The following is a 20,816-nucleotide window of genomic DNA, read 5'->3' as shown; positions in this document are numbered from 1 at the left end:
GTTTTAACGCTCACTGTATGTTGGTCGCAAGCTGATCAGGCGCCACCATAGAGAACAGATCGCAGAAGATCACCACAGCACTCAGTCTTGCGCCTCACTGTCCTGCTGCTTTAACTGCAGCGCTTTGGCGTACAGCACGTCACGCGGCAGACCGCTGAAAGCGGCAAGCAGTCTGGCCGTATCTTTCACAGAATAAGACCGAAGCATGGCGGCCACAATCTGCTCTGCGTCCTGGCCCAGCACCGCCGCCTCTTGTGTTGCTGCCTCATGAACAATCAGGACAAACTCACCCATCGTTCGCTGGCTATCCTGCGCGAACCAGTCGGCAAGCTGCCCTGCCGGTACGGTGGCAATTTGCTCGAACCGCTTGGTCAATTCCCGCGCTACGGTCACCGGACGGTCATTGCCTGCGATTGCAGCAATGTCGGTCGCCGTGCTGCGCACCCGATGCGGCGACTCAAAAAGAATAATGGCCGCCGGCACCGCACACCAGCTCTTCAGCCAGGTCTGCCGCGCCACGGCTTTGTGCGGTGCAAAGCCGGCAAAGACAAAGGCTGGATTTTCATCGCTGGTGGCGCCGCTACCCATCAGAGCGGCAATCACCGCCGAAGGACCCGGAATGACCCGCACCTGGTGCCCGGCAGCGCGCACTTCACTCACAATGCGCCCCCCCGGATCGCTGACCGCCGGCGCGCCGGCATCGGAAATCAGTGCGACCCGCTGCCCCTGGTCCAAATGGCGCAACAGGGTCGCCGCCGCCTGCGCCTCGTTATGCCGGTGCGCCGCCATCATCGGGGTCTCTATCCCCCAGGCATTGAGCAGCACGCGGGAAGAACGCGTGTCTTCGGCCGCGATCAGGTCGGCCTTTTGCAGCGCATATAACGCACGCGGCGACAGGTCGGCCAGGTTGCCGATCGGCGTCGCAACCACATACAGGCACCCGGCGGGCCAGTCCTGGCTGGCCAGGTCATGCAGCACGCGCTGCCATCGGGCGTCAAATTGTCCGCTTTCGGTAGTCATGGACTTCTCTGTGTGAAAAAATCATATCCGGACATTATCCCCGATAGCCATCGTACCCCTGTGGATCCATGCCGTGACTGGAAAAAAACCTGCAAAACACGCCTGCGGCGAGCCGCAGACGCCCGCGCCCATACAAAGCCACCAGCTCATCGCGTTCACGCTGGCTGCGGCCGCGCAGGACAAGCTGCGGGCGCGGGCGCGGCTGCGCCGTCGGGCCGGACCAGGCACCGGCGCCCATCGCAACACGCATGAGCAACGATTATCACCGGCTCAGCAACGCGGCCTGCAAGCAGAAAGCCGCGCCATAGCCTGGCTTTGCGCGCACGGCCTGCAATTGCTGGGCACCAATCTGCGCTGCCGGTACGGGGAACTGGATGCGGTCTTTCGTGCCGATGCCCAAACCATGGTTATCGTTGAAATTCGACATCGTCGCAACGCGCGTCATGGGGGCGCGGCCGCCAGTATCACCTACGCCAAGCAGCAGCGCCTGCGCAGAACTGCGGCCTGGTTTCTGCCCCAACTGGCTGCAAGTGGATTTGGCGGCAGAACACCACACTGCCGCTTTGATGCGGTCTGCATCGAAGGCGATACACTTAACTGGCTACCTGCCGTCTTCTGAGGATCACAAAACCGTTACAATCGGTTTTGCTGACGCCTCAAACGCGCCTTTTACCGCCCGTTGCCTGCTTCGATGACAACAGCTGCCCATGCGGTTTTTTTTAACACGTGCGATAATAGCAATATGGACATCTCTTCCCGCATTTCTTTTCATTTCGATGATTCGGCCCGCGTCATCGCCCAAAGCCACCAGGTATTGGCCGAACCGCTGGCTATCGCCATCGACATGCTGGTCAATGCCATCAGCAATAATGGCAAAGTGCTCGCCTGCGGCAATGGCGGCTCGGCAGCCGATGCCCAGCATTTCATCGCCGAACTGGTCGGCCGGTTCGAACGCGATCGCATCCCGTTTGCCGGCATTTCGCTTAACGCCGACACGTCTATCCTTACGGCCGTCGGCAACGACTACGGTTTTGACAATATATTTGAACGCCAGGTACAGGCGCTAGGTCAGCCAAGCGACGTGCTGGTCGCCTTCACCACCAGTGGCAATTCGGCCAACGTGATTAAGGCGATCCGCGCCGCCCATGAACGCGAAATGCATGTCATCGCCCTTACCGGCAAGAAAGGCGGCAGTGTGACTGGCCTGCTGACCGATCAGGATGTCCATCTTTGCGTGCCGCATGACCGTACCATGCGTATCCAGGAAGTCCACTCGCTGGCACTTCACGTTTTGTGTGATGGCATTGACGCCATGTTACTTGGAGATTCCGAATGAGTGTATCGCGCCCATTTACCCTGTCCCGCTCTGCCACTGCCCTGGTTGCCCTTTCACTGTCGTGCTCGCTGCTGGCCGGTTGCGTGCCCCTGATTGTTGGTGCTGCCGCGGGCGGCACCGCCATCGTAGCCGTAGATCGGCGCTCGGCGGGCATGCAACTGGTGGACAAGAACATTGAACGACGCACCCAGAATACCATTAACGAAAGCATCGGCGAAGCCGGCCGCGTCATTGTGTCATCCTTTAATCAACGCGTCCTGCTGACCGGTGAAGTGCCCACAGAGGCCGCCAAGCAATCGGCCGAAACTATGGCGCGCAGTGCTACCGACGTCAAGCGCGTTGACAACCAGCTGACCGTGGGTCCCCGTGCCTCTTTCAGCACCCGCAGCAATGAGACCTGGATCACTTCGCGCGTCAAAGCGGAACTTCTGGCCACCAAACAGGTCCCATCAGGATCCATCAATGTGATCACCACCCGTGGTGTTGTCTATCTGATGGGTCAGGTCACCGACCTTGAAGGACAGCGTGCAGCCTCGGCTGCGGCAGGCGTCAGCGGCGTAAGCCGGGTTGTCAAGGTATTTGATATTGTTTCGGGCAGCAGCCTGAACGCGACTACCGGCACCACGGGTGCACCCACAACGGTGCCCGGTACTGAAGCCAACCCCTCTTCGGGCGGCGTGCAAACTTTCCCTATGGAATAATACCAACTACCCATGAAAAAAATCGTTCTTCCTGCCGTACTCGCCGTGGCCGCCATAGCAGGCGGGTTTATGATGACCTCATCCAAGGCGGCACCCGATGTCACGTTTACCGCGCTGGACGGGCGCCAGTTCCAGACTGCCGACCTCAAGGGCAAGGTGGTGCTGGTCAAATTCTGGGCCACCAGTTGCGTGACCTGTATTGCGCAAATGCCCGATACCATCGAGTACTATAATACCTATCACGACAAGGGCTATGAGACCGTTGCCGTGGCCATGGCCTATGACCCGCCCAATTTCGTAAAAAACTATACGACAGACAAAAAACTGCCATTTACCGTTACCCTTGACAGCGATGGCAGTGCCGCCAAAGCCTTTGACGATATCAAGTTCACACCGGTGGCGTTTTTGCTGGATCGTCAGGGCAATATAGTCAAACGCTATATTGGCAATTACGATAAAAAAGATTTCATCAAAACGCTGGAAAATACTCTGGCACAAAACTAACTTTCAGCAACCGCGAGCTAGCATGTCTGACACACCCCTGGATATCAACGCTGTTTCACCGGCAGTCAAGGCCGACATTATTTCCGAGTCTTTGCCGTATATCCGGAAGTTCCACGGCAAGACCGTCGTGATCAAATACGGCGGCAACGCCATGGTTGAAGAACGGCTGCAACGCAGTTTCGCCAGAGACGTCGTCTTGCTCAAGCTGATCGGCCTGAACCCGGTGGTGATTCACGGCGGCGGCCCGCAAATCGACAGCGCGCTCAAGCGTCTTGGCAAGGAAGGTAACTTCATCCAGGGCATGCGTGTGACCGACGCCGACACCATGGAAGTGGTCGAGTGGGTGCTGGGCGGCCAGGTCCAGCAGGATATCGTCATGATGATCAACGAAGCCGGCGGCAAGGCCGTGGGCCTTACCGGCAAAGACGGCGGCCTGATCCAGGCCCGCAAAAAACTCATGCCCAACAAGGAAAATCCTGACGCACCACTGGATATCGGTTTCGTAGGGGATATTTCCAGCATTGATCCGTCGGTGGTCAAAGCCCTGCAGGACGATCAGTTCATCCCCGTCATTTCCCCCATCGGCTACGACGCTGAAGAAGGGGATGTCTACAACATCAACGCCGACGTGGTCGCCGGTAAAATGGCCGAAGTCCTTCAGGCAGAAAAACTGCTGATGATGACCAACACCCCGGGCGTACTGGACAAAGCAGGCCAGCTGTTGCGCAAGCTGTCGGCCAAGACCATTGATGAATTATTTGCTGACGGTACCATCTCTGGCGGCATGCTGCCGAAGATTTCATCGGCGCTGGATGCCGCCCGCAACGGTGTAAACTCCGTGCATATTGTCGATGGCCGGGTCGCTCACTGCCTGTTGCTGGAAATTCTGACAGACAAGGGTGTCGGCACCATGATCACATCATGATCACGTTTGCGGCGTTGTTACGCGTCGCAGGCGTTGCTGTTGCTGTTGCTGCATGATCTGTACCCCGCTCATCAAACCCCTGCAACCGCTGGTTCGCCATACCCGCACACCGCGCGTATGGCTGTTCGATCTGGACAACACACTGCACGACGCCTCGCACGCGATCTTTGGACACATCAACCAGAGTATGACGCGCGCCGTCATGCTATCGCTGGATATTGACGAAGACGAAGCGACGGTTTTGCGCAAGGCCTACTGGGCACGTTATGGTGCCACACTGATCGGGATGGTGCGGCATCACAATGTGAAAGCCGCCGATTTCCTGCACTTGAGCCATGACTTCGACATTGCCGGCAACACCAAAATCGAAAAAAACCTGTCGGCCATGCTCAATGCCGTGCCAGGCATCAAATATGTGGTCACGAATGCGCCCATGCATTACGCCAGGATCGTTCTGGATCGCCTGAATGTGCGCCACTGTTTTGCGGGAATCTGTTCCATCAATGAAATGTGCCTGCAGGGCCGGTTTCGACCCAAACCCTCACCGGCGCTGATGCAGCAGTTGCTGGTGCAGTTGCAGTGTGAGCCAACGCGCACGATTCTGGTCGAGGACACACTGAAAAACCTGAAAACGGCCAAACAGCTGCATATGAAAACCGTGCACATCTTTCATCGCGGCACACCGTTCAGTTCCATGCAGCGCATGCGGCCCGCCTATGTGGACCTGCGCGTCAACTCTGTACAGCAACTGCTGACCCATCCATTTGCCCTGTCAGCCTGACAAGCACATTAACCGGCACGCGGCCAGCCTGTCAGGGCCGGGGGCGATGAGTCACTTGCGATCCAGTTCCTGATTGAGCCGGGCGGCCGGTACATAGCCGTTGACGCGGTTGCCGCTTTCAAAGAAGATGGCGGGCGTACCCTGGACAGCCAGTTTCTGGCCCAGGGCGAGATTTTTCTCGATAGGTGTATCGCAGGTGGCTTGCTGTGGTTCAATCCCCTTGTTCATCCAGTCTGTCCATACGGTGGCCTGATCTTTGGCGCACCACACGTTAGTGGCCTTGGTCACTGAATCGGGCGCCAGAATCGGGAACAGGAAGGTGTACACGGTGACGTTATCCAGCGTAGTCAGTTCCTTATGCAGTTTTTTACAATAGCCGCAGTTGGGATCCTCGAACACGGCCATTTTGCGCGCGCCATTACCCTTAACCAGCTTGACTGCCTGGGACAGTGGCAAGGTGGAAAAATCCACCTTGGAAATTTCCTCGATCCGCTCGGTGGTTACATCGCGTTTTGTTTTGGCGTCGACCAGATTACCTGCGAGCACAAACTCGGCCTTTTCGTTGGTATACACGATATTGCCGCCCAACTGCACTTCATACAGATTGGCATAATCGGTCGGCTGCACCCGGGTCACTTCAACATCGAACGCCTTTTTTACCGCATCCCGAACGCTTTCCAGCTTTGCATTATCGGCTGTCTGAGCCTGTACGGCCGGCACGGCAAAGGCGCCCGCTACCAATATCAGCAAGCCTGCCATCGCCGCCCGGCGGTACTGCTGCCCTGTGCGTGCTTTTATCCAATTCAATCCCATTACCTTCCATCCTTTTACAACAGAAACCCATTGAGTGGCGTTGCCGCCAACGAAGCCTTGCACGAGACGTGAAAGGCGCTACTGTGGCCGGGGGCTGTCACCGACACTGTTTTGTACTGGCCACGATCTTGCACAGGTTCCGGTACCGCGCTTGCGCAGCGATACCCCTTCTTGCAAGACGATCACAACCCCGATGCCCCGGCAATCAGTTGCCGCTTGACCCAGGGAAGCTGCTGCACCAGGTTCATGCCTGCATTGCGTAAAAACGGCAGCGCAGGCAGGTCACGGGAAAACAACTGATACAGGCCATCGGTCGCCACTCGCATGGCCATAACATCGGCGGCACGCGTGCGGGCATAGCGCTCGAGTACACGCAGATCTCCATAGGACCGAAACGCCTCTTTTTCGTTCAATACTTGCGCGAGCGCCTTAACGTCGCCAAGCCCGAGATTGAGCCCCTGTCCGGCCAGCGGATGAACCCGATGCGCCGCATCGCCCACCAGTGCCACGCCCGGCGCTGCCATTTGCGCCTTTTCCAGCGTCAAGGGAAAGCCATGCAGGCGTGCGCGCATCCTGAGCGTACCCAGGCAACCCTGCGCCACCTCATTGAGGGCCTCCGGCAGCGCACGGCCCAGCGTCGCCTCGTCCATGTGCAGAAACTGATAGGCGGTTGCATCGTCAACCGACCAGACCAGCGATACCTGATGCCCTTCGCTGGTATCGGGCATGGGCAGAAAAGCCAGCACATGATGATTGCAGAACCATTGGTACGCCGTGTTCATATGAGGTTTTTCGCAAGTCAGATGCGTGACCAGCCCCTGATCGCCATAGTCTTTTTTCTGGTGCGCCATTGCGGCAGCGCTGCGCAGCGGTGACCGGGCCCCGTCGGCACCGATAAACAACTGTGCCTGCAGCGTCATGCCACCGGCCGTTGTCACCAGCCCGGGTTGCCAGGTCTGCATCGTATCGTCAATCCACGGCACACCGTAAATCGTGAGCGCCTGGAACAGGGCCCGTTCAATTTCACCCGATTCGACAATCCATGCCAGATGGGATTTGGCAGCCTGCCAGGCATCGAGCACCACCTGCCCGTCACGATCGCCATTGACCTGCATCGCATCGACAGGTGTAATCCGTTCTTGCGGCATGGCATCCCAGATGCCCAGCGACGCAAGCAGTGCCTGGCTGGCTTCGGAGATGGCATAAACGCGAGGGTGATACTGCTCGCCCGGCATGGGCGCCGGTGCCCGTTTGGGTGCCAGCAGCGCCACATTCACGCCGGCTCGGGTCAGCGCCAGCGCGCTGCCCATTCCCGCAATACCGGCACCACAGACAATCACATCGTGTTTCATCGCGCCTCCGGAACTCCTGCGCTGCGCGGCCAGAGAATCCATACCCGACCGGTCTGTTTCATGCGACCGGCCAACTCACCCGCCGCATCACCCGACCCCCAGAAAAAGTCGGTTCGCGCCACCCCTTTGATGGCAGCACCCGTGTCCTGTGCGAAGACAACACGTTGCATAGGCTGGGTCGAATGCGGCCGGGTAGTCGCCAGGAACAGCGGACTGCCCAATGGCACGTAATTGGGATCGACGGCCACCGTCCGTTCCGCCACCAGCGGAATACCATAGGCGCCCTTGGGACCTGCCGCATCGTCAGACAGCGCCTCTTCACGGAAGAACACCATGGCCTGATTGGTGTTGAGCATTTCATCGACCCGATCCGGGTGGGCTTTGGCCCAGGCCTTGATATTTTGCATATTGGCCTGCGCCAGCGGCAATTCGCCCTTGTCGGCCAGCCACTTGCCGATCGAACTATAAGGGCGGCCATTATGGTTGGCGTAGGCCAGGCGAATCATGGAGCCATCATCCAGTTGCACCCGGCCCGACCCCTGCACCTGCAGGAAAAACGCCTCGACCGGATCATTCAGCCACACAATGACCGGCGGCTTGGTATCGCGCCGGGCAATTTGCTCCCTGGTGTCGTAGGGCACGATCGTCTTGCCCGAGAGCTTGCCGCGAATACGCTTGCCTGCCAGTTCAGGATATTGCTGGCCCAGATCGATGGTCAGCAGATCATCGGGAGCGGCATACATTGGCCACTGATACTCGCCGCCATGTGAACGCGAACCATGCACCACCGGCTCATAGTAGCCCGTGACGGTATTGGTTGACTTGCCGTTCTCAGTCACCTGCCAGGGCTGCAGATGTTGCTCCAGGAAGGCCTTGACCGCAGTTGCGTCATTGCTGCGCGGGTCGATACCCGACTGTGCGGCGGCCTGGCACACCGGTTGCCAGACAGCAGGGGTAGCGCGCGCCGGCATGGCTTTGGAGCCGCTGACCGGGCGCATCAGGCCACGACAATTATTATAGAAAGTCAGCCATAAATGGCGGGCATCATCCGCATTCCAGCCGGGCAGCGACGACCAGGCAACCTGGCTATACTGGCCCGCCAGCGGTCGTGGTGGCGTAGGCGCAAAGGCCGACTGGTCCGGCACTGACAGGGGCGCGGTCATGGAGAACGACGACTGCGACGGCTGCATCCCCGCATCTTGCGTCGAACAACTTGCCAGCAGGACAAGCGCAGCCACGGCGGCAGGCAGTAGCCTGTTTGGTGCGTGCGGATTTTTCATAGTTATTTATCCAGACAAATAATGGAAGACAAGCCCAATGACACAGCAATAGTGGCGGGCGATCAATGCAGCGTTCGCGGTAGCGTCAAAATGAATTCGGGAATGTCCACGTCAAACGGGACACCGTTTTCACCTACACAGTGATAGCTGCCCTTCATGGTGCCCAAAGGGGTATTTAGCGGACACCCGCTGGTGTATTCGTACATATCGCCAGCAGCAATAAGCGGCTGTTCGCCGACAATACCCAGTCCGCGCACCTCCTGGATTTTCTCATCGCCATCGGTAATGACCCAGTGACGGCTGATGACCTGCGCTGCCGCTGTACCGGTATTGCGAATTCTCACTGTATAGGCAAAGACATATTGCGAGCGAGACGGGTCGGACTGTTCTTCGAGATAGCGCGGTGTGACTTCCACCGTCATTGTATTTACCATTCGTGCCGGATCCTCAGAAAGCTAAACGTGTTTGTATGGAATAATAGAACTTCATTGTACTTCGTGCGCCCCCTTACAGGAGAAAAACGCTGTCATGGAATTACAACCCGTTACCCGCATCGCCCCCAGCATTCTGTCAGCAGATTTTTCCCGTCTCGGAGAAGAAGTCAGAAATGTGATCAGCGCCGGCGCCGACTGGATTCATTTTGACGTGATGGATAACCATTATGTGCCCAATCTGACCATCGGACCCATGGTGTGCAAGGCCATTCGCCCCTGTACGGATGCACCCATCGATGTACACCTGATGTGTGAGCCGGTAGACGAGCTGATCCCGCAATTTGCCCAGGCCGGCGCCAATATCATTTCCTTTCATCCGGAAGCGTCGCGCCATGTGGACCGTTCGCTTTCCCTGATCCGCGACAATGGCTGCAAGGCCGGGCTGGTGCTCAATCCGGCGACGCCGCTGTCGGTGCTCGATCATGTCATGGACCGTCTGGATCTGATCCTGCTCATGTCGGTTAACCCGGGTTTCGGCGGACAATCATTCATCCCGTCTACGCTAGACAAGCTGCGCGCCACTCGCCAGCGCATTGACGCCTGGCAGGAAAAAACCGGCAACACCATTCTGCTTGAAGTCGATGGCGGCGTGAAAACAGATAATATCGCGCAAATCCACGAAGCCGGCGCCGATACCTTTGTGGCTGGCTCGGCCATTTTCGGCCAGCAGGACTACGCGGCGGTTATCGCAAACATGCGCGAACAGATTGCCGGAGTGCACCGCTCATGAGTATCCGCGCCGCACTGCTTGACCTTGACGGCACTCTGGTCGACTCCATTCCCGATCTGGCCCAGGCGGCCAATGCCATGCGCATCAAGCTCGGGTTGCCGCAACTGCACCAGGAGCTGATTGCCCAGTTTGTCGGCAAAGGTATCGATAACCTGGTGCGCCGCGCTATGACCGGCGGCGACGATGAGGCCGTTGTCACCGCCGAAGCATTCATCGTTGCCCGCGAACATTTCATTGACGCGTACCATCAGGTCAATGGCGACCGGGCCACGGTATTCGAAGGCGTGGTCGACGGGCTCAAATCCATGAAGGCGGCCGGTATTCGCCTGGCCGTCGTGACCAACAAGCCCACGGTCTTTACCGAACAGTTGCTGATTCAGACCGGGCTACGTTCGTTTTTTGATGCTGTGGTATCCGGCGACACCTGCCCCACTCGCAAGCCGGACGCCGGTCCCGTGCTGCATGCCTGCTTCCTGCTGGAAGCCGAGCCCACAGACTGCGTGTTTATCGGCGACTCCATCAACGATGCGCAGGCGGCGCAAGCGGCGGGCATGCCGGTACTCATTGTTCCTTATGGCTATAACGAAGGAAACAGTGTACAAAACCTGAAAGTCAATGATATAGTAGAGACTATCGTCGAAGCGGCCCAGTGGATTGAACGCCACAACGCATCGGCAGACCAACCTGATTTATTAACGTAAATGACTGCACGCTCCCTTTATGCTCGTTCTGCTCTGGTTGCCATGTATTGGCGCTGGTGGCGTTCGTCTGCCGGGAGTGTCACTTATTAGACTGTTCCGGATGCCGCTTTTTTTCCGCATCCGAAAATTGTAGTCAGTACGCACAATACCCGGTAATCCCTTAAAACAGGACCGGGTATTTTTGTATCTGCCCGGTCATTCAGGAAAACACAAACAGAGACCGTCATGATGACTGAAATTGAATTTAATGCACTCGCAGCACAGGGGTTCAACCGCATCCCGATCATCAAGGAAACCTACGCCGATCTTGATACCACGCTGGGTATTTACCTGAAACTGGCCCACACCGGCAAAGAAGCCGGTCGCATGACCTGCCTGCTTGAATCGGTGGTCGGGGGCGAGCAGTTCGGCCGCTATTCCTTTATCGGCCTGCCGGCCAAAACAGTGATCCGCGCCACAGGCGATCTGACCGAAGTACTGACCAACGGCGAAGTCACCGAAACCTATCGGGGCGATCCGCTGACCTTCATCCAGGCATTCAAAAAACGCATCAAGGTGGCCCTGCGCCCAGGCATTCCCCGCTTTGCCGGCGGCCTGGCGGGCTATTTCGGTTACGACACCATTCGCCATATCGAGCCGTCCCTGGGCCCCAACGTCAAACCCTATCCTCACGGCCAGAAGGAAGGCGTGCCCGATATCATGCTGATGCAGGTCGATGAACTGGTCATTGTCGACAATGTGATCGGCCGAACCTACCTCATGATCTACGCAGATCCGAACGAGGCCGAAAGCTACAGCAAGGCCCAGAAACGGCTGCTTGAACTGCGCGCCCGCCTGCGCCATCCGGTTGAAATTCCCTACAGCCTGCCCAGCCTGCAAACGACAGAAATCCGCGACTTCAAGAAAGAAGATTATCTGAAGGCCGTCCTGAAGGCCAAGGAATATATCGCCGCGGGCGACCTGATGCAGGTCCAGGTCGGCCAGGTCATTGCCAAGCCCTTCCGGGATTCGCCGCTGTCCCTGTACCGCGCCCTGCGCTCCCTGAATCCCTCTCCCTACATGTATTTCTGGAACTTCGGTGACTTTCATGTCGTAGGCTCGTCACCGGAAATTCTGGTGCGCCAGGAAACCTTCACCGAAAACGCCGAAGAGAAAACCGCCATCACCATTCGTCCGCTTGCCGGCACGCGCAAGCGCGGTGAAACACCGGAAGAAGATGCAGCTCTGGCCGACGAGCTGCGCGCCGATCCCAAGGAGATCGCCGAACACGTCATGCTGATTGATCTGGCCCGCAACGATGTGGGGCGTGTGGCCGAAACCGGCTCAGTGGAAGTGACCGACCAGATGGCGATTGAACGCTATTCACACGTGATGCATCTGGTATCGAACGTCAAGGGCATTCTGAAGCCGGACATGGATGCCATCGACGTGTTGCGCGCCAGCTTTCCCGCAGGCACCCTTACCGGTGCGCCCAAAGTGCGCGCTATGGAACTGATCGATGAACTGGAACCCGTGCGACGCGGCATCTATGGCGGCGCTGCCGGCTATCTGAGCTACAACGGCACCATGGACGTGGCCATCGCGATCCGCACCGGCGTCATCAAAAACGGCATGCTCTATGTACAGGCGGCCGCCGGCATTGTGGCCGATTCCGACCCTGAAAAAGAATGGCAGGAAACCGAAGCCAAGGCCCGCGCCGTGCTGCGCGCCGCCGAACAGGTGCAATACGGTCTGGATCAACCCATCTGAGGAACTGTCATGCTGCTCATGCTCGATAATTACGATTCGTTTACCTACAATCTGGTGCAATATTTTGGCGAACTGGGCCAGGACGTCCACGTGGTACGTAACGACCAGATGACCGTTGCGCAAATTGCTGCGCTCAATCCCGAACGGCTTTGCGTCTCCCCCGGGCCCTGCTCGCCTGCCCAGGCAGGTGTATCGGTTGAACTCATCAAACATTTCGCAGGGAAAATTCCGGTCCTGGGCGTGTGCCTGGGGCACCAGTCCATCGGCGCCGCTTTCGGCGGTAAAATCATCCGTGCCAAGCAGATCATGCACGGCAAGACTTCGGAAATTACCCATGATGGATCCGCGCTGTTTCGCAACATTCCTTCGCCTCATACCGTGATCCGCTATCACTCACTGGCGATCGAACGCGATTCATTGCCCGACTGCCTGCGCATTACGGCAGAAACGGCCGATGGGGAGATCATGGCCGTGGAGCATACCAGCCTGCCGGTTTATGGCGTACAGTACCATCCTGAATCCATTCTCAGCGAACATGGCCATGCCCTGTTGCAAAACTTTCTGGACATTCATCCATGAGCATTTCCTACACAGACGCCCTGACGCGCTGCATTGAACACCGCGAAATCTTTCATGACGAAATGCTGTACCTGATGCGCCAGCTGATGCGCGGCGAAGTGCCGCCGCCCATTGCCAGCGCCCTGCTCATGGGATTGCGCGTCAAAAAAGAAACCATCGGCGAAATTACCGCAGCCGCCACAGTCATGCGCGAATTTGCCACGCCGGTCAACATCAGCGACCCGGACAATCTGCTGGATATGTGCGGCACCGGCGGAGATGCGAGTCATACCTTCAATATCTCCACCACCGCCATGTTCGTGGCGGCCGCTGGCGGCGTGCGCATTGCCAAGCATGGTAACCGCAGCTCGTCTTCCTCTTCGGGCAGCGCCGATGTCCTGGAAGCGCTGGGCATCAATGTCATGCTCTCGCCAGAGCAGGTTGCCGAATGCGTGGAACAGACCGGTATCGGCTTCATGTTCGCGCCAACGCATCATGGCAGCATGAAAAACGTCGCCGAGATACGCAAAATGCTGGCGGTACGCACCATATTCAACATCCTGGGGCCCCTGACCAACCCGGCCAAAGCCGGCAATCAACTCATGGGCGTATTCCATCCGGATCTGGTCGGCATCCAGGTGCGCGTGCTGCAGCAACTGGGATCCAAGCATGTGCTGATCGTACACGGCAAGGACAATCTGGACGAAGCCTCGCTGGGCGCTGCAACACTGGTGGGCGAGCTCAAGGACGGCAAAGTCAGCGAATACGAAATTCATCCGGAAGACTTCGGCATGCAAATGGTCTCCATTCGCAATATTACGGTCAGCAACAAAGAAGAGTCACGCGAGCTGGTCATGAGCGCACTGAACAATGAAACGGGCACGGCCCGCGATATCGTCGTGCTCAATGCCGGTCTGGCGCTCTACGCAGGCAATCAGGCCGCCACCATGCAGGATGGGATTATTAAAGCGCGCGAACTGATCCAATCCGGGGCTGCACGTGATAAATTAGAGACATTCCGTGCCTATACCAGGAAGCTCACGACATGAACGATATTCTTGAACAGATTCTCAGCGTAAAAAAAGAAGAAGTCGCCATGCAGCGCCAGTTCCGCAGCGAAGCAGATCTGCTGCGCGAAGCCCAGGCGCGCAAGGATGTTCGCGGCTTTGCCAATGCGCTGCGCGAAAAAATCAGACAGAAAAAAACCGCTGTCATCGCCGAAGTCAAAAAAGCATCGCCGTCAAAAGGCGTGATTCGACCCAATTTCAATCCCGCCGAAATTGCCCACACCTATGCAGCACATGGCGCGACCTGCCTATCGGTGCTGACCGACGTGCAGTTTTTCCAGGGATCCAGCGATTACTTGCGCCAGGCGCGCGCCGCCTGCCCGCTACCGGTGCTGCGCAAAGACTTCATGATTGACCCGTACCAGATCATTAACGCTCGCGCGCTGGGCGCCGACTGCATCCTGCTGATCGTCGCCGCCTTGCCGGCCGACCAGCTCAAGGAAATGGAAGCGGTTGCGCAGGAACTGGACATGGATGTCCTGATCGAAGTGCACGACCGAGCCGAACTGGATATCGCCCTGGACATGAAATCATCGCTGATCGGCATCAACAACCGCAATCTGCGAACCTTCGAGACCACACTGCAAACCACGCTGGAGCTGCTCCCGCATATCCCAGAGGGACGCTTTGTCATTACCGAAAGCGGCATCCACGCGCCCGAGGACGTACGCAGCATGCATGAGAACGGGGTCTATGGGTTCCTGATTGGTGAAGCGTTCATGCGGGAAACCGATCCAGGCATCACACTTGAGTCATTTATCGTGAATCATTGATTCACCCATAAAGCATTTTCTGGGAGAACCGCGGCAGTGACCACGCATACTGAGTGCCCGCTGTGCCATGACGATGGCGCGACCGTGCTGTTTCGCAACGCATTCCTGCGCGTCATCGATGCGCAGGAGGCCGATTACCCGGCATTTACGCGGGTAATCCTCAATCGCCACGCACAGGAAATGACCGACCTGAATCAGACCGAGCGTAGCGGCCTGATGAGCGCCGTGTATCTCGTAGAAGCCCTGCAAAGGCGCCATTTCCAGCCCGATAAAATCAATCTGGCGCAACTGGGCAATATGGTTCCTCATGTGCATTGGCACATCATTGCCCGTTTTGCCGACGACAAACATTTTCCCAACCCGATCTGGGGCATGCCGCGCGAGACTGCAAATACGCCAGACGGCGGACACGCGACAGCCTGTGCCCGCAGAAATGCGCAAATCCGGCAGCACCTGCCCGCCTACCACCAGGACATCACGCAATCGTTTACCGCCCTTTTCGATGAAGTGGCAGGTACGGTGCCAGAGCAGACCCGCTTTGAGCAAACCCTGCAGCGCATCACGGATCGATGAATCTGGCGGTGCCCGGGCACCGGGCATCGGGCCCGTACGCACCCATTTAACCCTGGTGATCTGCGCCAGCCGCACGGCTGTGTGCCTGTACCGAATACGTGGCTTTTGCCGTATACGCAACACGGCTGAATGGGTATTGCAATAATAATGCTTGCATTCTAGGGAAAACACTTATATAATCATTTTCTTTGCAGCAAATTCTCTTTATTTTTGCTGCCTGGCTTATTAATCAAAAGCCGTCATCGCTCCTACCTCCAGACCCGCATGCGTATTTCCTCTGTCATGCAACGGTTGATCCGGTCGGCTCGATGCTCCGATCAACGATTCGTCTGGCCATTTCCCATTCGTTTGTTCATCCTGATCAGTAAAGTGCAGATGTGCATTGTGCATATCAGCAGGACTTTGCTGCGTGACAGAATTGTCGTTTTGTCCTGTTTGCCGATGGCCTGTCCATCGTGCGGCCTGGAGTTGCTTATGCAATCGCCCAGCATCACAACCGGAATCAACGGCCATCTGCGCTCCTGATGAACAGGCTTGCCTGACACCTACTTAGGATTACAAATGTCATTTGATTCTCTGGGTCTATCACCCATTCTTCTTGCTGCCCTGAACAAGGCCGGCTTCACCCAACCTACTCCAGTGCAAACCGAAGCGATCCCCAAAGCCCTCGAAGGCAAGGATCTGATCGTCTCTGCACAGACAGGTAGCGGTAAAACCGCAGCATTCATGCTGCCCTCATTGCACCGTATTGCCGGCATGCCTGGCAACAAAGGCATGGGCGTACAGGTATTGGTTCTGACACCGACCCGCGAGCTGGCCCTGCAGGTTGCAGAAGCCACCAGATCATACGGCGTTGGCATTGACGATCTGCGTATCGCCACTGTGGTCGGCGGCATGCCTTACGGCGCGCAGATCAAAGCACTGTCGCGTCGTGTTGACGTGCTGGTTGCCACCCCCGGCCGTCTTATTGACCACCTGAACGCACGCCGCGTCAATCTGTCACAGGTTCACACCCTGGTACTGGACGAAGCCGACCGCATGCTGGATATGGGCTTCATCGAAGACATCGAAAGCATTGTTGCGCAAACACCACGTGATCGTCAGACACTGATGTTCTCCGCCACATTCGAAGGTACTGTTGCCCGTCTGGCAGCCGATATGCTGAACAATCCGCTGCGTATCGATATCGCCGGACAGAAACAGAAACACGCCAACATTACCCAAACCCTGCTTTACGCAGATGACAGCGGCCACAAATTGCGCCTGCTGGGTCACCTGCTGCGTGACGCCTCCATGGATCAGGCCATTGTCTTTACTTCTACCAAACGGGGCGCCGATGCACTGGCCGAACGTCTGGAAGATGAAGGTTTTGCCGCTTCCGCCCTGCATGGCGATATGAATCAGCGTCAGCGCACCCGCACACTGGGTATGCTGCAAAAAGGTCGCCTGCGCGTGCTGGTTGCAACCGACGTTGCCGCCCGCGGTATTGACGTGCAAGGCATCAGCCATGCCATCAACTTCGATCTGCCCATGCAGGCTGAAGACTACGTTCACCGTATCGGTCGTACCGGCCGTGCAGGTCGCAACGGTCAGGCATTTACGCTGGCAACCCATGGCGAACGTCATAAAATCCGCCGTATCGAACAGTTCACCGGCCAGCCTATGCCTGCCGAAGTGATTGCTGGCCTGGAACCGGTCAAGTCGGCCGAGAGTGGTCGCGGTGCCGGCGGCGGCAAGGGTCGTGGCGGCAAGCCAAATAGTTCACGCCAGGGTCGCCCAGGTGGCGGTTCGCGCGAGAAAGATCATGCCCGCACCGGTTTTGGTCATCGCAAAGGCGGCAGCGCTCCTTCTTACGGCGCCCGTGAAGATTCACGTTCTGCCGAAGGCCGCCCCGAGCGCGCTCGTCCGGCACGCTCTTATGACGCGCCTCGTGAATCGCTGATTGACCGTGCAGCTACGTCGCTGTCACGCAATCCGTTCTCATCTGATCGCCCGCGCACCGAAAAAAGCGGTTTCGTCAAAGCCGATGCAGCACCGGCACCGCGCAAGCCACGCACCGAGTTCGCTCCTGCTCCGGCCCGCAAGCCTCGCCCAAGCACCCGTTCCGACGGCGGCTTCAGTGGTGATCGCACAGCACGCTCAGACAAACCCGCTTTTGCTCGCAGCAAAAAGAAACCGAGTTCATCACGCACCTGGGCGTAAGCCTTTATAATGATCTTTCCCGAAGTAACGTTGGAAAGATATGCGTGCAGACCCAACCGGCCCTGCGCTGCCCCAAATCCAGGAAGCAGCGCAGCGCTATAGCGAAAACGCCCGGCACAAGCTTGCCGGGCTTATTCATGAAGCCGGCCCCCAGGGGCTGCCCTTCGCGCGCTGGATGCATGCCGCGCTGTACGATCCCCAAGCCGGCTATTATGCCGGCGCCCCCCTCAAATTCGGAGATACCGCCGCCGCAGGCACCGCACTGCAAGGCGACTTTGTCACGGCACCAGAACTGACGCCGTGGTTTGGCCGCAGCCTGGCCAGGCAAATCGGCCCCATTCTCGCCCACATCGGCACCCCTCATATTCTGGAATTCGGCGCTGGCTCTGGCGCCCTTGCCGAGCATATACTGCAGGCCCTGCTGCCCGAATTTCCCCAACTGCAATATTACATTCTGGATATTTCACCGGACCTGACGCAACGGCAACGGCAACGGCTTGCCCCTTTCGGGGACAGCGTGCAATGGCTGCACAGCCTGCCTTCGGGCTTTACCGGCTGCGTCATTGCCAATGAAGTTCTTGATGCCATGCCCGTCTCGCTGTTTGAATGGGGCGAGGATGGCAATGTCTATGAACTGCACGTCATCAACAAACCAGGTGAAGCATCAGCGGTGGCGGACCCGCAAGCAGGCCAGGATAACCAGGCCTGGTCACATTTTGACTTTCTGCGCGTTCCCGCCAGTGCCCTATTGGAGCAGGCTGTAAGGGCGCGCATGCCGGCGCTGCCCGGCTATCGATCCGAAATAAACCTGCAAGGCGAATCTTGGGTATCGAGCCTGGGACAGTGGCTCAATCAAGGTGCCGCCCTGCTGATCGACTACGGCTTTCCGCAGCACGAGTACTATCACCCACAACGCAGCCAGGGCACACTCATGTGCCATCTGCTGCATCATGCGCACAGTCAGGTGCTGCATTTTCCCGGAATCCAGGACATTACTGCGCACGTAGACTTTACTGCCATGGCCGATGCGGCGCTGGCCGCAGGTCTGGAAGTGCTCGGCTACACCTCGCAAGCCCGCTTTTTGCTCAACTGCGGGCTGCTGCAGATGTTAAGCGATCTGGACCCCGGCGACACCGCGCACTACGCGCGCGAAATTGGCCCGGTGCAAAAACTGCTGTCAGAAGCCGAAATGGGAGAACTGTTCAAGGTGCTGGCCATCGGCAAAAATGTGGATATGGATCTGGCCGGGTTTGCCACGGGAGATCGCCGCCATCGGCTGTAAGCGTACGGCACCTGGCCTGCGGCTGTCGGAAAGTCGGCGCAGCTTTGATAGACCGTCGGCGCGGATGAGCCATCGGATCGACTGAACTGTCGGATCGGATGAGTGGGCGGAACACCTACCGCTGTGGCCGACCAGAACCCGGCAGGCAGCCCAGACTGACGCCGGCAAAGCAAGCGCGCCTAGGCTGGCGACAGGCCTGTCAGCCCTTGAGCGCCTGTTCCAGCAATTGTCCGATAATGTCGTTGGTGCTTTTATCCTGCTGGACAGCGCGCTCACGGATCTGGTGGATCACATCCTGCCTGAGCTTGACCGGAAAAGAGACCAGCCCCTGGGCCTGGTCCACCTTGCGTTGTGCGCGGCGGTCAAGCGCAGCATCAGCAGCGCCACCGAATTGGCCCGGCAGACCTTCCTGTTTCATTTTCCCCATTGTTTTTTGCGCTTTGACTTTTTCAAGGTCGAATTTTTTCATTGTTATAGTCCGTATAGTAGGAAGAATAAGAGGCGCGGCAACGCCAGAACAGACTCAATCGCCCCTGATCCGAGTCATCCTGTCAAAAGGACAAATTGCAGCACACGCCGCGCGAGTCTACAGCATCCGTTATATGGACGCAAATACTTCATGCGCCAATGTCAATCTGCTACATTTTTACACGAATGCAATATCGGTTTATTAAACTTGCAATCTATATTAAAGTGGTTATTACTTAAAGTTTAAAGTGGATACAACTTAAAGTGGCTCACGACTGAACGCAAGGGGAAACTGTAATGAACGAAGAAACCAGCCAGAACCAGACTCCGGTTCCCGCGCCGGATAACGCTGCCCGCAATTTCACATGGATTACTTATGCAATGTACGCATTGGGGTTGTTTACCGGGCTGTTTTCCGTTGTGGGCGTCATCATGGCCTACGCCAAACGGGGCGAGTTCACCAATACGATCTATGCCGATCATATGCAATACCTGATTCGTACCTTCTGGATCGGCCTGATCGGCGCGATTGCAGGCTTTTTGCTGATGATTATCCTGATCGGCTGGATCGTGCTTATCGCCGTTACCGTATGGTACATCTATCGCATCGTCATGGGCGCCATTCGCCTGAATGACGGCCGGGGCGTATCCACCACATCCTGGTTCTGATCACCACAACCAGGCCTTCCTGCGGGCTGCCACGGTAACTGCGGTGTTGTTATCGTGCAGCAGCAGGTGCCGTCTTTTCGCCATCAGGCTGACGCAAACACGGCCACGGCAGCCAGCACGACCTGGTGAGCATGCTGCAACGCCACCCACGGGTCCGCAGTGTGCTCGTCGGCTGCAAGTCCCGCCGCGCCTCCTTCGACAATGGCAGCCTGCCCATACGCAGGCCCATCATACTGTGCCTCATAGTGGGCAACCACCCTGACGGCAGTCTGCTCCAGCACGGCCAGTTGCCGGGCGTTCTCTGCCGTATCGGCAAGCGCGACTGACGACCGCTGTGGTGCAGAAGCATTTTTTTGCGTTGCAGGGTCGGACCACGCATCGTCCCGGACCTGCGACATCACCATCATCTGCTGAACCGTACCGCCGTGCGCTGCGCCAGGTATCGCCTGCGTCTGTTCCTTGACCCATTGCGCCAATACCTCCTGCTGCATGCGTTCGGCATCCAGTTCCAGACGCTTGATGTCTTGCCTTAACACATCTGTCATGGCATCGGGCGCCGGCGCCGGACCACTCTTGAGCCGCGTTCGCAACTGACGCAAGGGGATAACAATTTCGCGCCGCCACGCACAAATCTCGCTATCAGCATCGGCAATCTGTTCTGCCGTAGGCGCATTGCCCCAACGTCTTGCCGCCCACAACATCAGCAACAGGACATTGACATCCAGCCCCAGCGTGTGTTGCAGCGTGAGACAGTGCTCGGCCACGCCATCACGGGTATAAACCGCCAGCGAAAACTGCCAGTGATCCGCTGCGCTTTTATCCTGATCCATTTGTGCTC

Annotated in this window: 24 protein-coding genes; 16 read left to right on the top strand and 8 right to left on the bottom strand. The window is 57.6% G+C overall.

Annotation, left to right across the window (positions count from 1 at the left end):
- Nucleotides 1–81 precede the first annotated feature (81 nt).
- Nucleotides 82–1,020: a 16S rRNA (cytidine(1402)-2'-O)-methyltransferase gene (gene rsmI, locus ACTIKR_RS02985; protein ID WP_442327107.1), complete on the bottom strand. Its 939-nt coding sequence runs from the start codon at nt 1,018–1,020 to the stop codon at nt 82–84.
- Nucleotides 1,021–1,093: 73 nt separating this feature from the next.
- Between rsmI and ACTIKR_RS02980 the strand changes: the two genes are divergently transcribed.
- The 6 genes from ACTIKR_RS02980 to ACTIKR_RS02955 all read left to right on the top strand — a co-directional run bounded on the left by ACTIKR_RS02980 (nt 1,094) and on the right by ACTIKR_RS02955 (nt 5,267).
- Nucleotides 1,094–1,639 (top strand): YraN family protein, encoded by a 546-nt coding sequence (locus ACTIKR_RS02980; protein ID WP_442327106.1) that lies wholly within the window; start codon nt 1,094–1,096, stop codon nt 1,637–1,639.
- Between the two features lie 123 nt (nt 1,640–1,762).
- Nucleotides 1,763–2,356 (top strand): phosphoheptose isomerase, encoded by a 594-nt coding sequence (locus ACTIKR_RS02975; RefSeq protein ID WP_193090266.1) that lies wholly within the window; start codon nt 1,763–1,765, stop codon nt 2,354–2,356.
- Nucleotides 2,353–3,057, top strand: a complete 705-nt coding sequence (locus ACTIKR_RS02970; RefSeq protein ID WP_193090265.1) for a BON domain-containing protein — start codon at nt 2,353–2,355, stop codon at nt 3,055–3,057. The genes ACTIKR_RS02975 and ACTIKR_RS02970 overlap by 4 nt, the downstream gene beginning before the upstream one ends.
- A gap of 12 nt (nt 3,058–3,069) precedes the next feature.
- Nucleotides 3,070–3,561, top strand: coding sequence for a peroxiredoxin family protein (locus ACTIKR_RS02965; RefSeq protein WP_193090264.1), 492 nt, complete (start codon nt 3,070–3,072; stop codon nt 3,559–3,561).
- 22 nt (nt 3,562–3,583) lie between these two features.
- Nucleotides 3,584–4,486 (top strand): acetylglutamate kinase, encoded by a 903-nt coding sequence (gene argB / locus ACTIKR_RS02960; RefSeq protein WP_193090263.1) that lies wholly within the window; start codon nt 3,584–3,586, stop codon nt 4,484–4,486.
- 52 nt (nt 4,487–4,538) lie between these two features.
- Nucleotides 4,539–5,267 (top strand): pyrimidine 5'-nucleotidase, encoded by a 729-nt coding sequence (locus ACTIKR_RS02955; RefSeq protein WP_193090262.1) that lies wholly within the window; start codon nt 4,539–4,541, stop codon nt 5,265–5,267.
- Between the two features lie 51 nt (nt 5,268–5,318).
- On the opposite strand, the gene ACTIKR_RS02950 is transcribed toward ACTIKR_RS02955, so the two are convergent.
- From ACTIKR_RS02950 to apaG, 4 genes are all read right to left on the bottom strand, one after another.
- The gene (locus ACTIKR_RS02950) at nt 5,319–6,080 is read right to left on the bottom strand and encodes a DsbC family protein (RefSeq protein WP_193090261.1); all 762 of its coding nucleotides are present in this window, start codon (nt 6,078–6,080) and stop codon (nt 5,319–5,321) included.
- Nucleotides 6,081–6,262: 182 nt separating this feature from the next.
- Entirely contained in the window at nt 6,263–7,432 is a 1,170-nt protein-coding gene (locus ACTIKR_RS02945; RefSeq protein WP_442327105.1) for an FAD-dependent monooxygenase, read from the bottom strand.
- On the bottom strand, nt 7,429–8,712 hold the full coding sequence (gene mltA, locus ACTIKR_RS02940) for a murein transglycosylase A (RefSeq protein WP_193090259.1): 1,284 nt from the start codon (nt 8,710–8,712) through the stop codon (nt 7,429–7,431). Before mltA ends, ACTIKR_RS02945 begins: the two co-directional genes overlap by 4 nt.
- 62 nt (nt 8,713–8,774) lie before the next feature.
- The gene (gene apaG, locus ACTIKR_RS02935) at nt 8,775–9,146 is read right to left on the bottom strand and encodes a Co2+/Mg2+ efflux protein ApaG (RefSeq protein WP_193090258.1); all 372 of its coding nucleotides are present in this window, start codon (nt 9,144–9,146) and stop codon (nt 8,775–8,777) included.
- A 94-nt stretch (nt 9,147–9,240) separates the two neighbouring features.
- Here apaG and rpe point away from each other — a divergent pair, with 94 nt between their 5' ends.
- The 7 genes from rpe (at nt 9,241) to ACTIKR_RS02900 (ending at nt 15,357) form a co-directional block, all read left to right on the top strand.
- Nucleotides 9,241–9,936, top strand: a complete 696-nt coding sequence (gene rpe / locus ACTIKR_RS02930; protein ID WP_193090257.1) for a ribulose-phosphate 3-epimerase — start codon at nt 9,241–9,243, stop codon at nt 9,934–9,936.
- Nucleotides 9,933–10,637 carry a phosphoglycolate phosphatase gene (locus ACTIKR_RS02925; protein WP_193090256.1) on the top strand — a complete coding sequence of 235 codons (705 nt, stop codon included), beginning with the start codon at nt 9,933–9,935 and terminating at the stop codon, nt 10,635–10,637. Before rpe ends, ACTIKR_RS02925 begins: the two co-directional genes overlap by 4 nt.
- A 228-nt stretch (nt 10,638–10,865) precedes the next feature.
- Entirely contained in the window at nt 10,866–12,386 is a 1,521-nt protein-coding gene (trpE, locus tag ACTIKR_RS02920) for an anthranilate synthase component I (protein WP_193090271.1), read from the top strand.
- 9 nt (nt 12,387–12,395) lie between these two features.
- Complete coding sequence (locus ACTIKR_RS02915; protein WP_442327104.1) at nt 12,396–12,965, top strand: aminodeoxychorismate/anthranilate synthase component II; 570 nt, start codon at nt 12,396–12,398, stop codon at nt 12,963–12,965.
- Nucleotides 12,962–13,993: an anthranilate phosphoribosyltransferase gene (gene trpD / locus ACTIKR_RS02910; RefSeq protein ID WP_193090254.1), complete on the top strand. Its 1,032-nt coding sequence runs from the start codon at nt 12,962–12,964 to the stop codon at nt 13,991–13,993. Before ACTIKR_RS02915 ends, trpD begins: the two co-directional genes overlap by 4 nt.
- Complete coding sequence (gene trpC, locus ACTIKR_RS02905) at nt 13,990–14,784, top strand: indole-3-glycerol phosphate synthase TrpC (protein ID WP_193090253.1); 795 nt, start codon at nt 13,990–13,992, stop codon at nt 14,782–14,784. The genes trpD and trpC overlap by 4 nt, the downstream gene beginning before the upstream one ends.
- Nucleotides 14,785–14,820: 36 nt before the next feature.
- The gene (locus tag ACTIKR_RS02900; protein ID WP_193090252.1) at nt 14,821–15,357 is read left to right on the top strand and encodes an HIT family protein; all 537 of its coding nucleotides are present in this window, start codon (nt 14,821–14,823) and stop codon (nt 15,355–15,357) included.
- 225 nt (nt 15,358–15,582) lie between these two features.
- Here ACTIKR_RS02900 and ACTIKR_RS02895 read toward each other — a convergent pair whose 3' ends face one another.
- Complete coding sequence (locus tag ACTIKR_RS02895) at nt 15,583–15,870, bottom strand: hypothetical protein (RefSeq protein WP_193090251.1); 288 nt, start codon at nt 15,868–15,870, stop codon at nt 15,583–15,585.
- Between the two features lie 48 nt (nt 15,871–15,918).
- On the opposite strand from ACTIKR_RS02895, the gene ACTIKR_RS02890 reads away from it, so the two are divergent.
- Together ACTIKR_RS02890 and ACTIKR_RS02885 are read left to right on the top strand one after the other, a co-directional pair.
- Nucleotides 15,919–17,559 (top strand): DEAD/DEAH box helicase, encoded by a 1,641-nt coding sequence (locus ACTIKR_RS02890; RefSeq protein ID WP_193090250.1) that lies wholly within the window; start codon nt 15,919–15,921, stop codon nt 17,557–17,559.
- A 40-nt stretch (nt 17,560–17,599) separates the two neighbouring features.
- Nucleotides 17,600–18,841 carry a class I SAM-dependent methyltransferase gene (locus tag ACTIKR_RS02885; protein ID WP_193090249.1) on the top strand — a complete coding sequence of 414 codons (1,242 nt, stop codon included), beginning with the start codon at nt 17,600–17,602 and terminating at the stop codon, nt 18,839–18,841.
- Between the two features lie 199 nt (nt 18,842–19,040).
- Here the strand turns inward: ACTIKR_RS02885 and ACTIKR_RS02880 are convergent, their stop codons facing one another.
- Nucleotides 19,041–19,310, bottom strand: coding sequence for a hypothetical protein (locus tag ACTIKR_RS02880; protein ID WP_193090248.1), 270 nt, complete (start codon nt 19,308–19,310; stop codon nt 19,041–19,043).
- A gap of 296 nt (nt 19,311–19,606) precedes the next feature.
- Here ACTIKR_RS02880 and ACTIKR_RS02875 point away from each other — a divergent pair, with 296 nt between their 5' ends.
- Nucleotides 19,607–19,978 carry a DUF4870 family protein gene (locus tag ACTIKR_RS02875; protein WP_193090247.1) on the top strand — a complete coding sequence of 124 codons (372 nt, stop codon included), beginning with the start codon at nt 19,607–19,609 and terminating at the stop codon, nt 19,976–19,978.
- 83 nt (nt 19,979–20,061) lie between these two features.
- Here ACTIKR_RS02875 and ACTIKR_RS02870 read toward each other — a convergent pair whose 3' ends face one another.
- Nucleotides 20,062–20,808, bottom strand: coding sequence for a TIGR02444 family protein (locus tag ACTIKR_RS02870; RefSeq protein ID WP_442327103.1), 747 nt, complete (start codon nt 20,806–20,808; stop codon nt 20,062–20,064).
- Nucleotides 20,809–20,816 lie beyond the last annotated feature (8 nt).

The organism is Advenella sp., assembly GCF_052108595.1.
Taxonomy (GTDB): Bacteria; Pseudomonadota; Gammaproteobacteria; order Burkholderiales; family Burkholderiaceae_B; genus Advenella.
The sequence above is the reverse complement of the archived record's forward strand: the minus strand, read 5'-3'. Positions and strand labels throughout refer to the sequence as shown.

Bases quoted from the DNA above. Each gene is read 5' to 3' on its own strand.
- mltA (WP_193090259.1), bottom strand. From the start codon at position 8,712: ATGAAAAATCCGCACGCACCAAACAGGCTACTGCCTGCCGCCGTGGCT.
- ACTIKR_RS02870 (WP_442327103.1), bottom strand. From the start codon at position 20,808: ATGGATCAGGATAAAAGCGCAGCGGATCACTGGCAGTTTTCGCTGGCG.
- argB (WP_193090263.1), top strand. From the start codon at position 3,584: ATGTCTGACACACCCCTGGATATCAACGCTGTTTCACCGGCAGTCAAG.
- ACTIKR_RS02970 (WP_193090265.1), top strand. From the start codon at position 2,353: ATGAGTGTATCGCGCCCATTTACCCTGTCCCGCTCTGCCACTGCCCTG.
- ACTIKR_RS02975 (WP_193090266.1), top strand. From the start codon at position 1,763: ATGGACATCTCTTCCCGCATTTCTTTTCATTTCGATGATTCGGCCCGC.
- ACTIKR_RS02950 (WP_193090261.1), bottom strand. From the start codon at position 6,080: ATGGGATTGAATTGGATAAAAGCACGCACAGGGCAGCAGTACCGCCGG.
- ACTIKR_RS02880 (WP_193090248.1), bottom strand. From the start codon at position 19,310: ATGAAAAAATTCGACCTTGAAAAAGTCAAAGCGCAAAAAACAATGGGG.
- trpE (WP_193090271.1), top strand. From the start codon at position 10,866: ATGACTGAAATTGAATTTAATGCACTCGCAGCACAGGGGTTCAACCGC.
- rpe (WP_193090257.1), top strand. From the start codon at position 9,241: ATGGAATTACAACCCGTTACCCGCATCGCCCCCAGCATTCTGTCAGCA.
- trpC (WP_193090253.1), top strand. From the start codon at position 13,990: ATGAACGATATTCTTGAACAGATTCTCAGCGTAAAAAAAGAAGAAGTC.
- ACTIKR_RS02890 (WP_193090250.1), top strand. From the start codon at position 15,919: ATGTCATTTGATTCTCTGGGTCTATCACCCATTCTTCTTGCTGCCCTG.
- ACTIKR_RS02875 (WP_193090247.1), top strand. From the start codon at position 19,607: ATGAACGAAGAAACCAGCCAGAACCAGACTCCGGTTCCCGCGCCGGAT.
- ACTIKR_RS02965 (WP_193090264.1), top strand. From the start codon at position 3,070: ATGAAAAAAATCGTTCTTCCTGCCGTACTCGCCGTGGCCGCCATAGCA.
- ACTIKR_RS02915 (WP_442327104.1), top strand. From the start codon at position 12,396: ATGCTGCTCATGCTCGATAATTACGATTCGTTTACCTACAATCTGGTG.
- apaG (WP_193090258.1), bottom strand. From the start codon at position 9,146: ATGGTAAATACAATGACGGTGGAAGTCACACCGCGCTATCTCGAAGAA.
- ACTIKR_RS02945 (WP_442327105.1), bottom strand. From the start codon at position 7,432: ATGAAACACGATGTGATTGTCTGTGGTGCCGGTATTGCGGGAATGGGC.
- trpD (WP_193090254.1), top strand. From the start codon at position 12,962: ATGAGCATTTCCTACACAGACGCCCTGACGCGCTGCATTGAACACCGC.
- rsmI (WP_442327107.1), bottom strand. From the start codon at position 1,020: ATGACTACCGAAAGCGGACAATTTGACGCCCGATGGCAGCGCGTGCTG.
- ACTIKR_RS02925 (WP_193090256.1), top strand. From the start codon at position 9,933: ATGAGTATCCGCGCCGCACTGCTTGACCTTGACGGCACTCTGGTCGAC.
- ACTIKR_RS02885 (WP_193090249.1), top strand. From the start codon at position 17,600: ATGCGTGCAGACCCAACCGGCCCTGCGCTGCCCCAAATCCAGGAAGCA.
- ACTIKR_RS02895 (WP_193090251.1), bottom strand. From the start codon at position 15,870: ATGGCCGTTGATTCCGGTTGTGATGCTGGGCGATTGCATAAGCAACTC.
- ACTIKR_RS02955 (WP_193090262.1), top strand. From the start codon at position 4,539: ATGATCTGTACCCCGCTCATCAAACCCCTGCAACCGCTGGTTCGCCAT.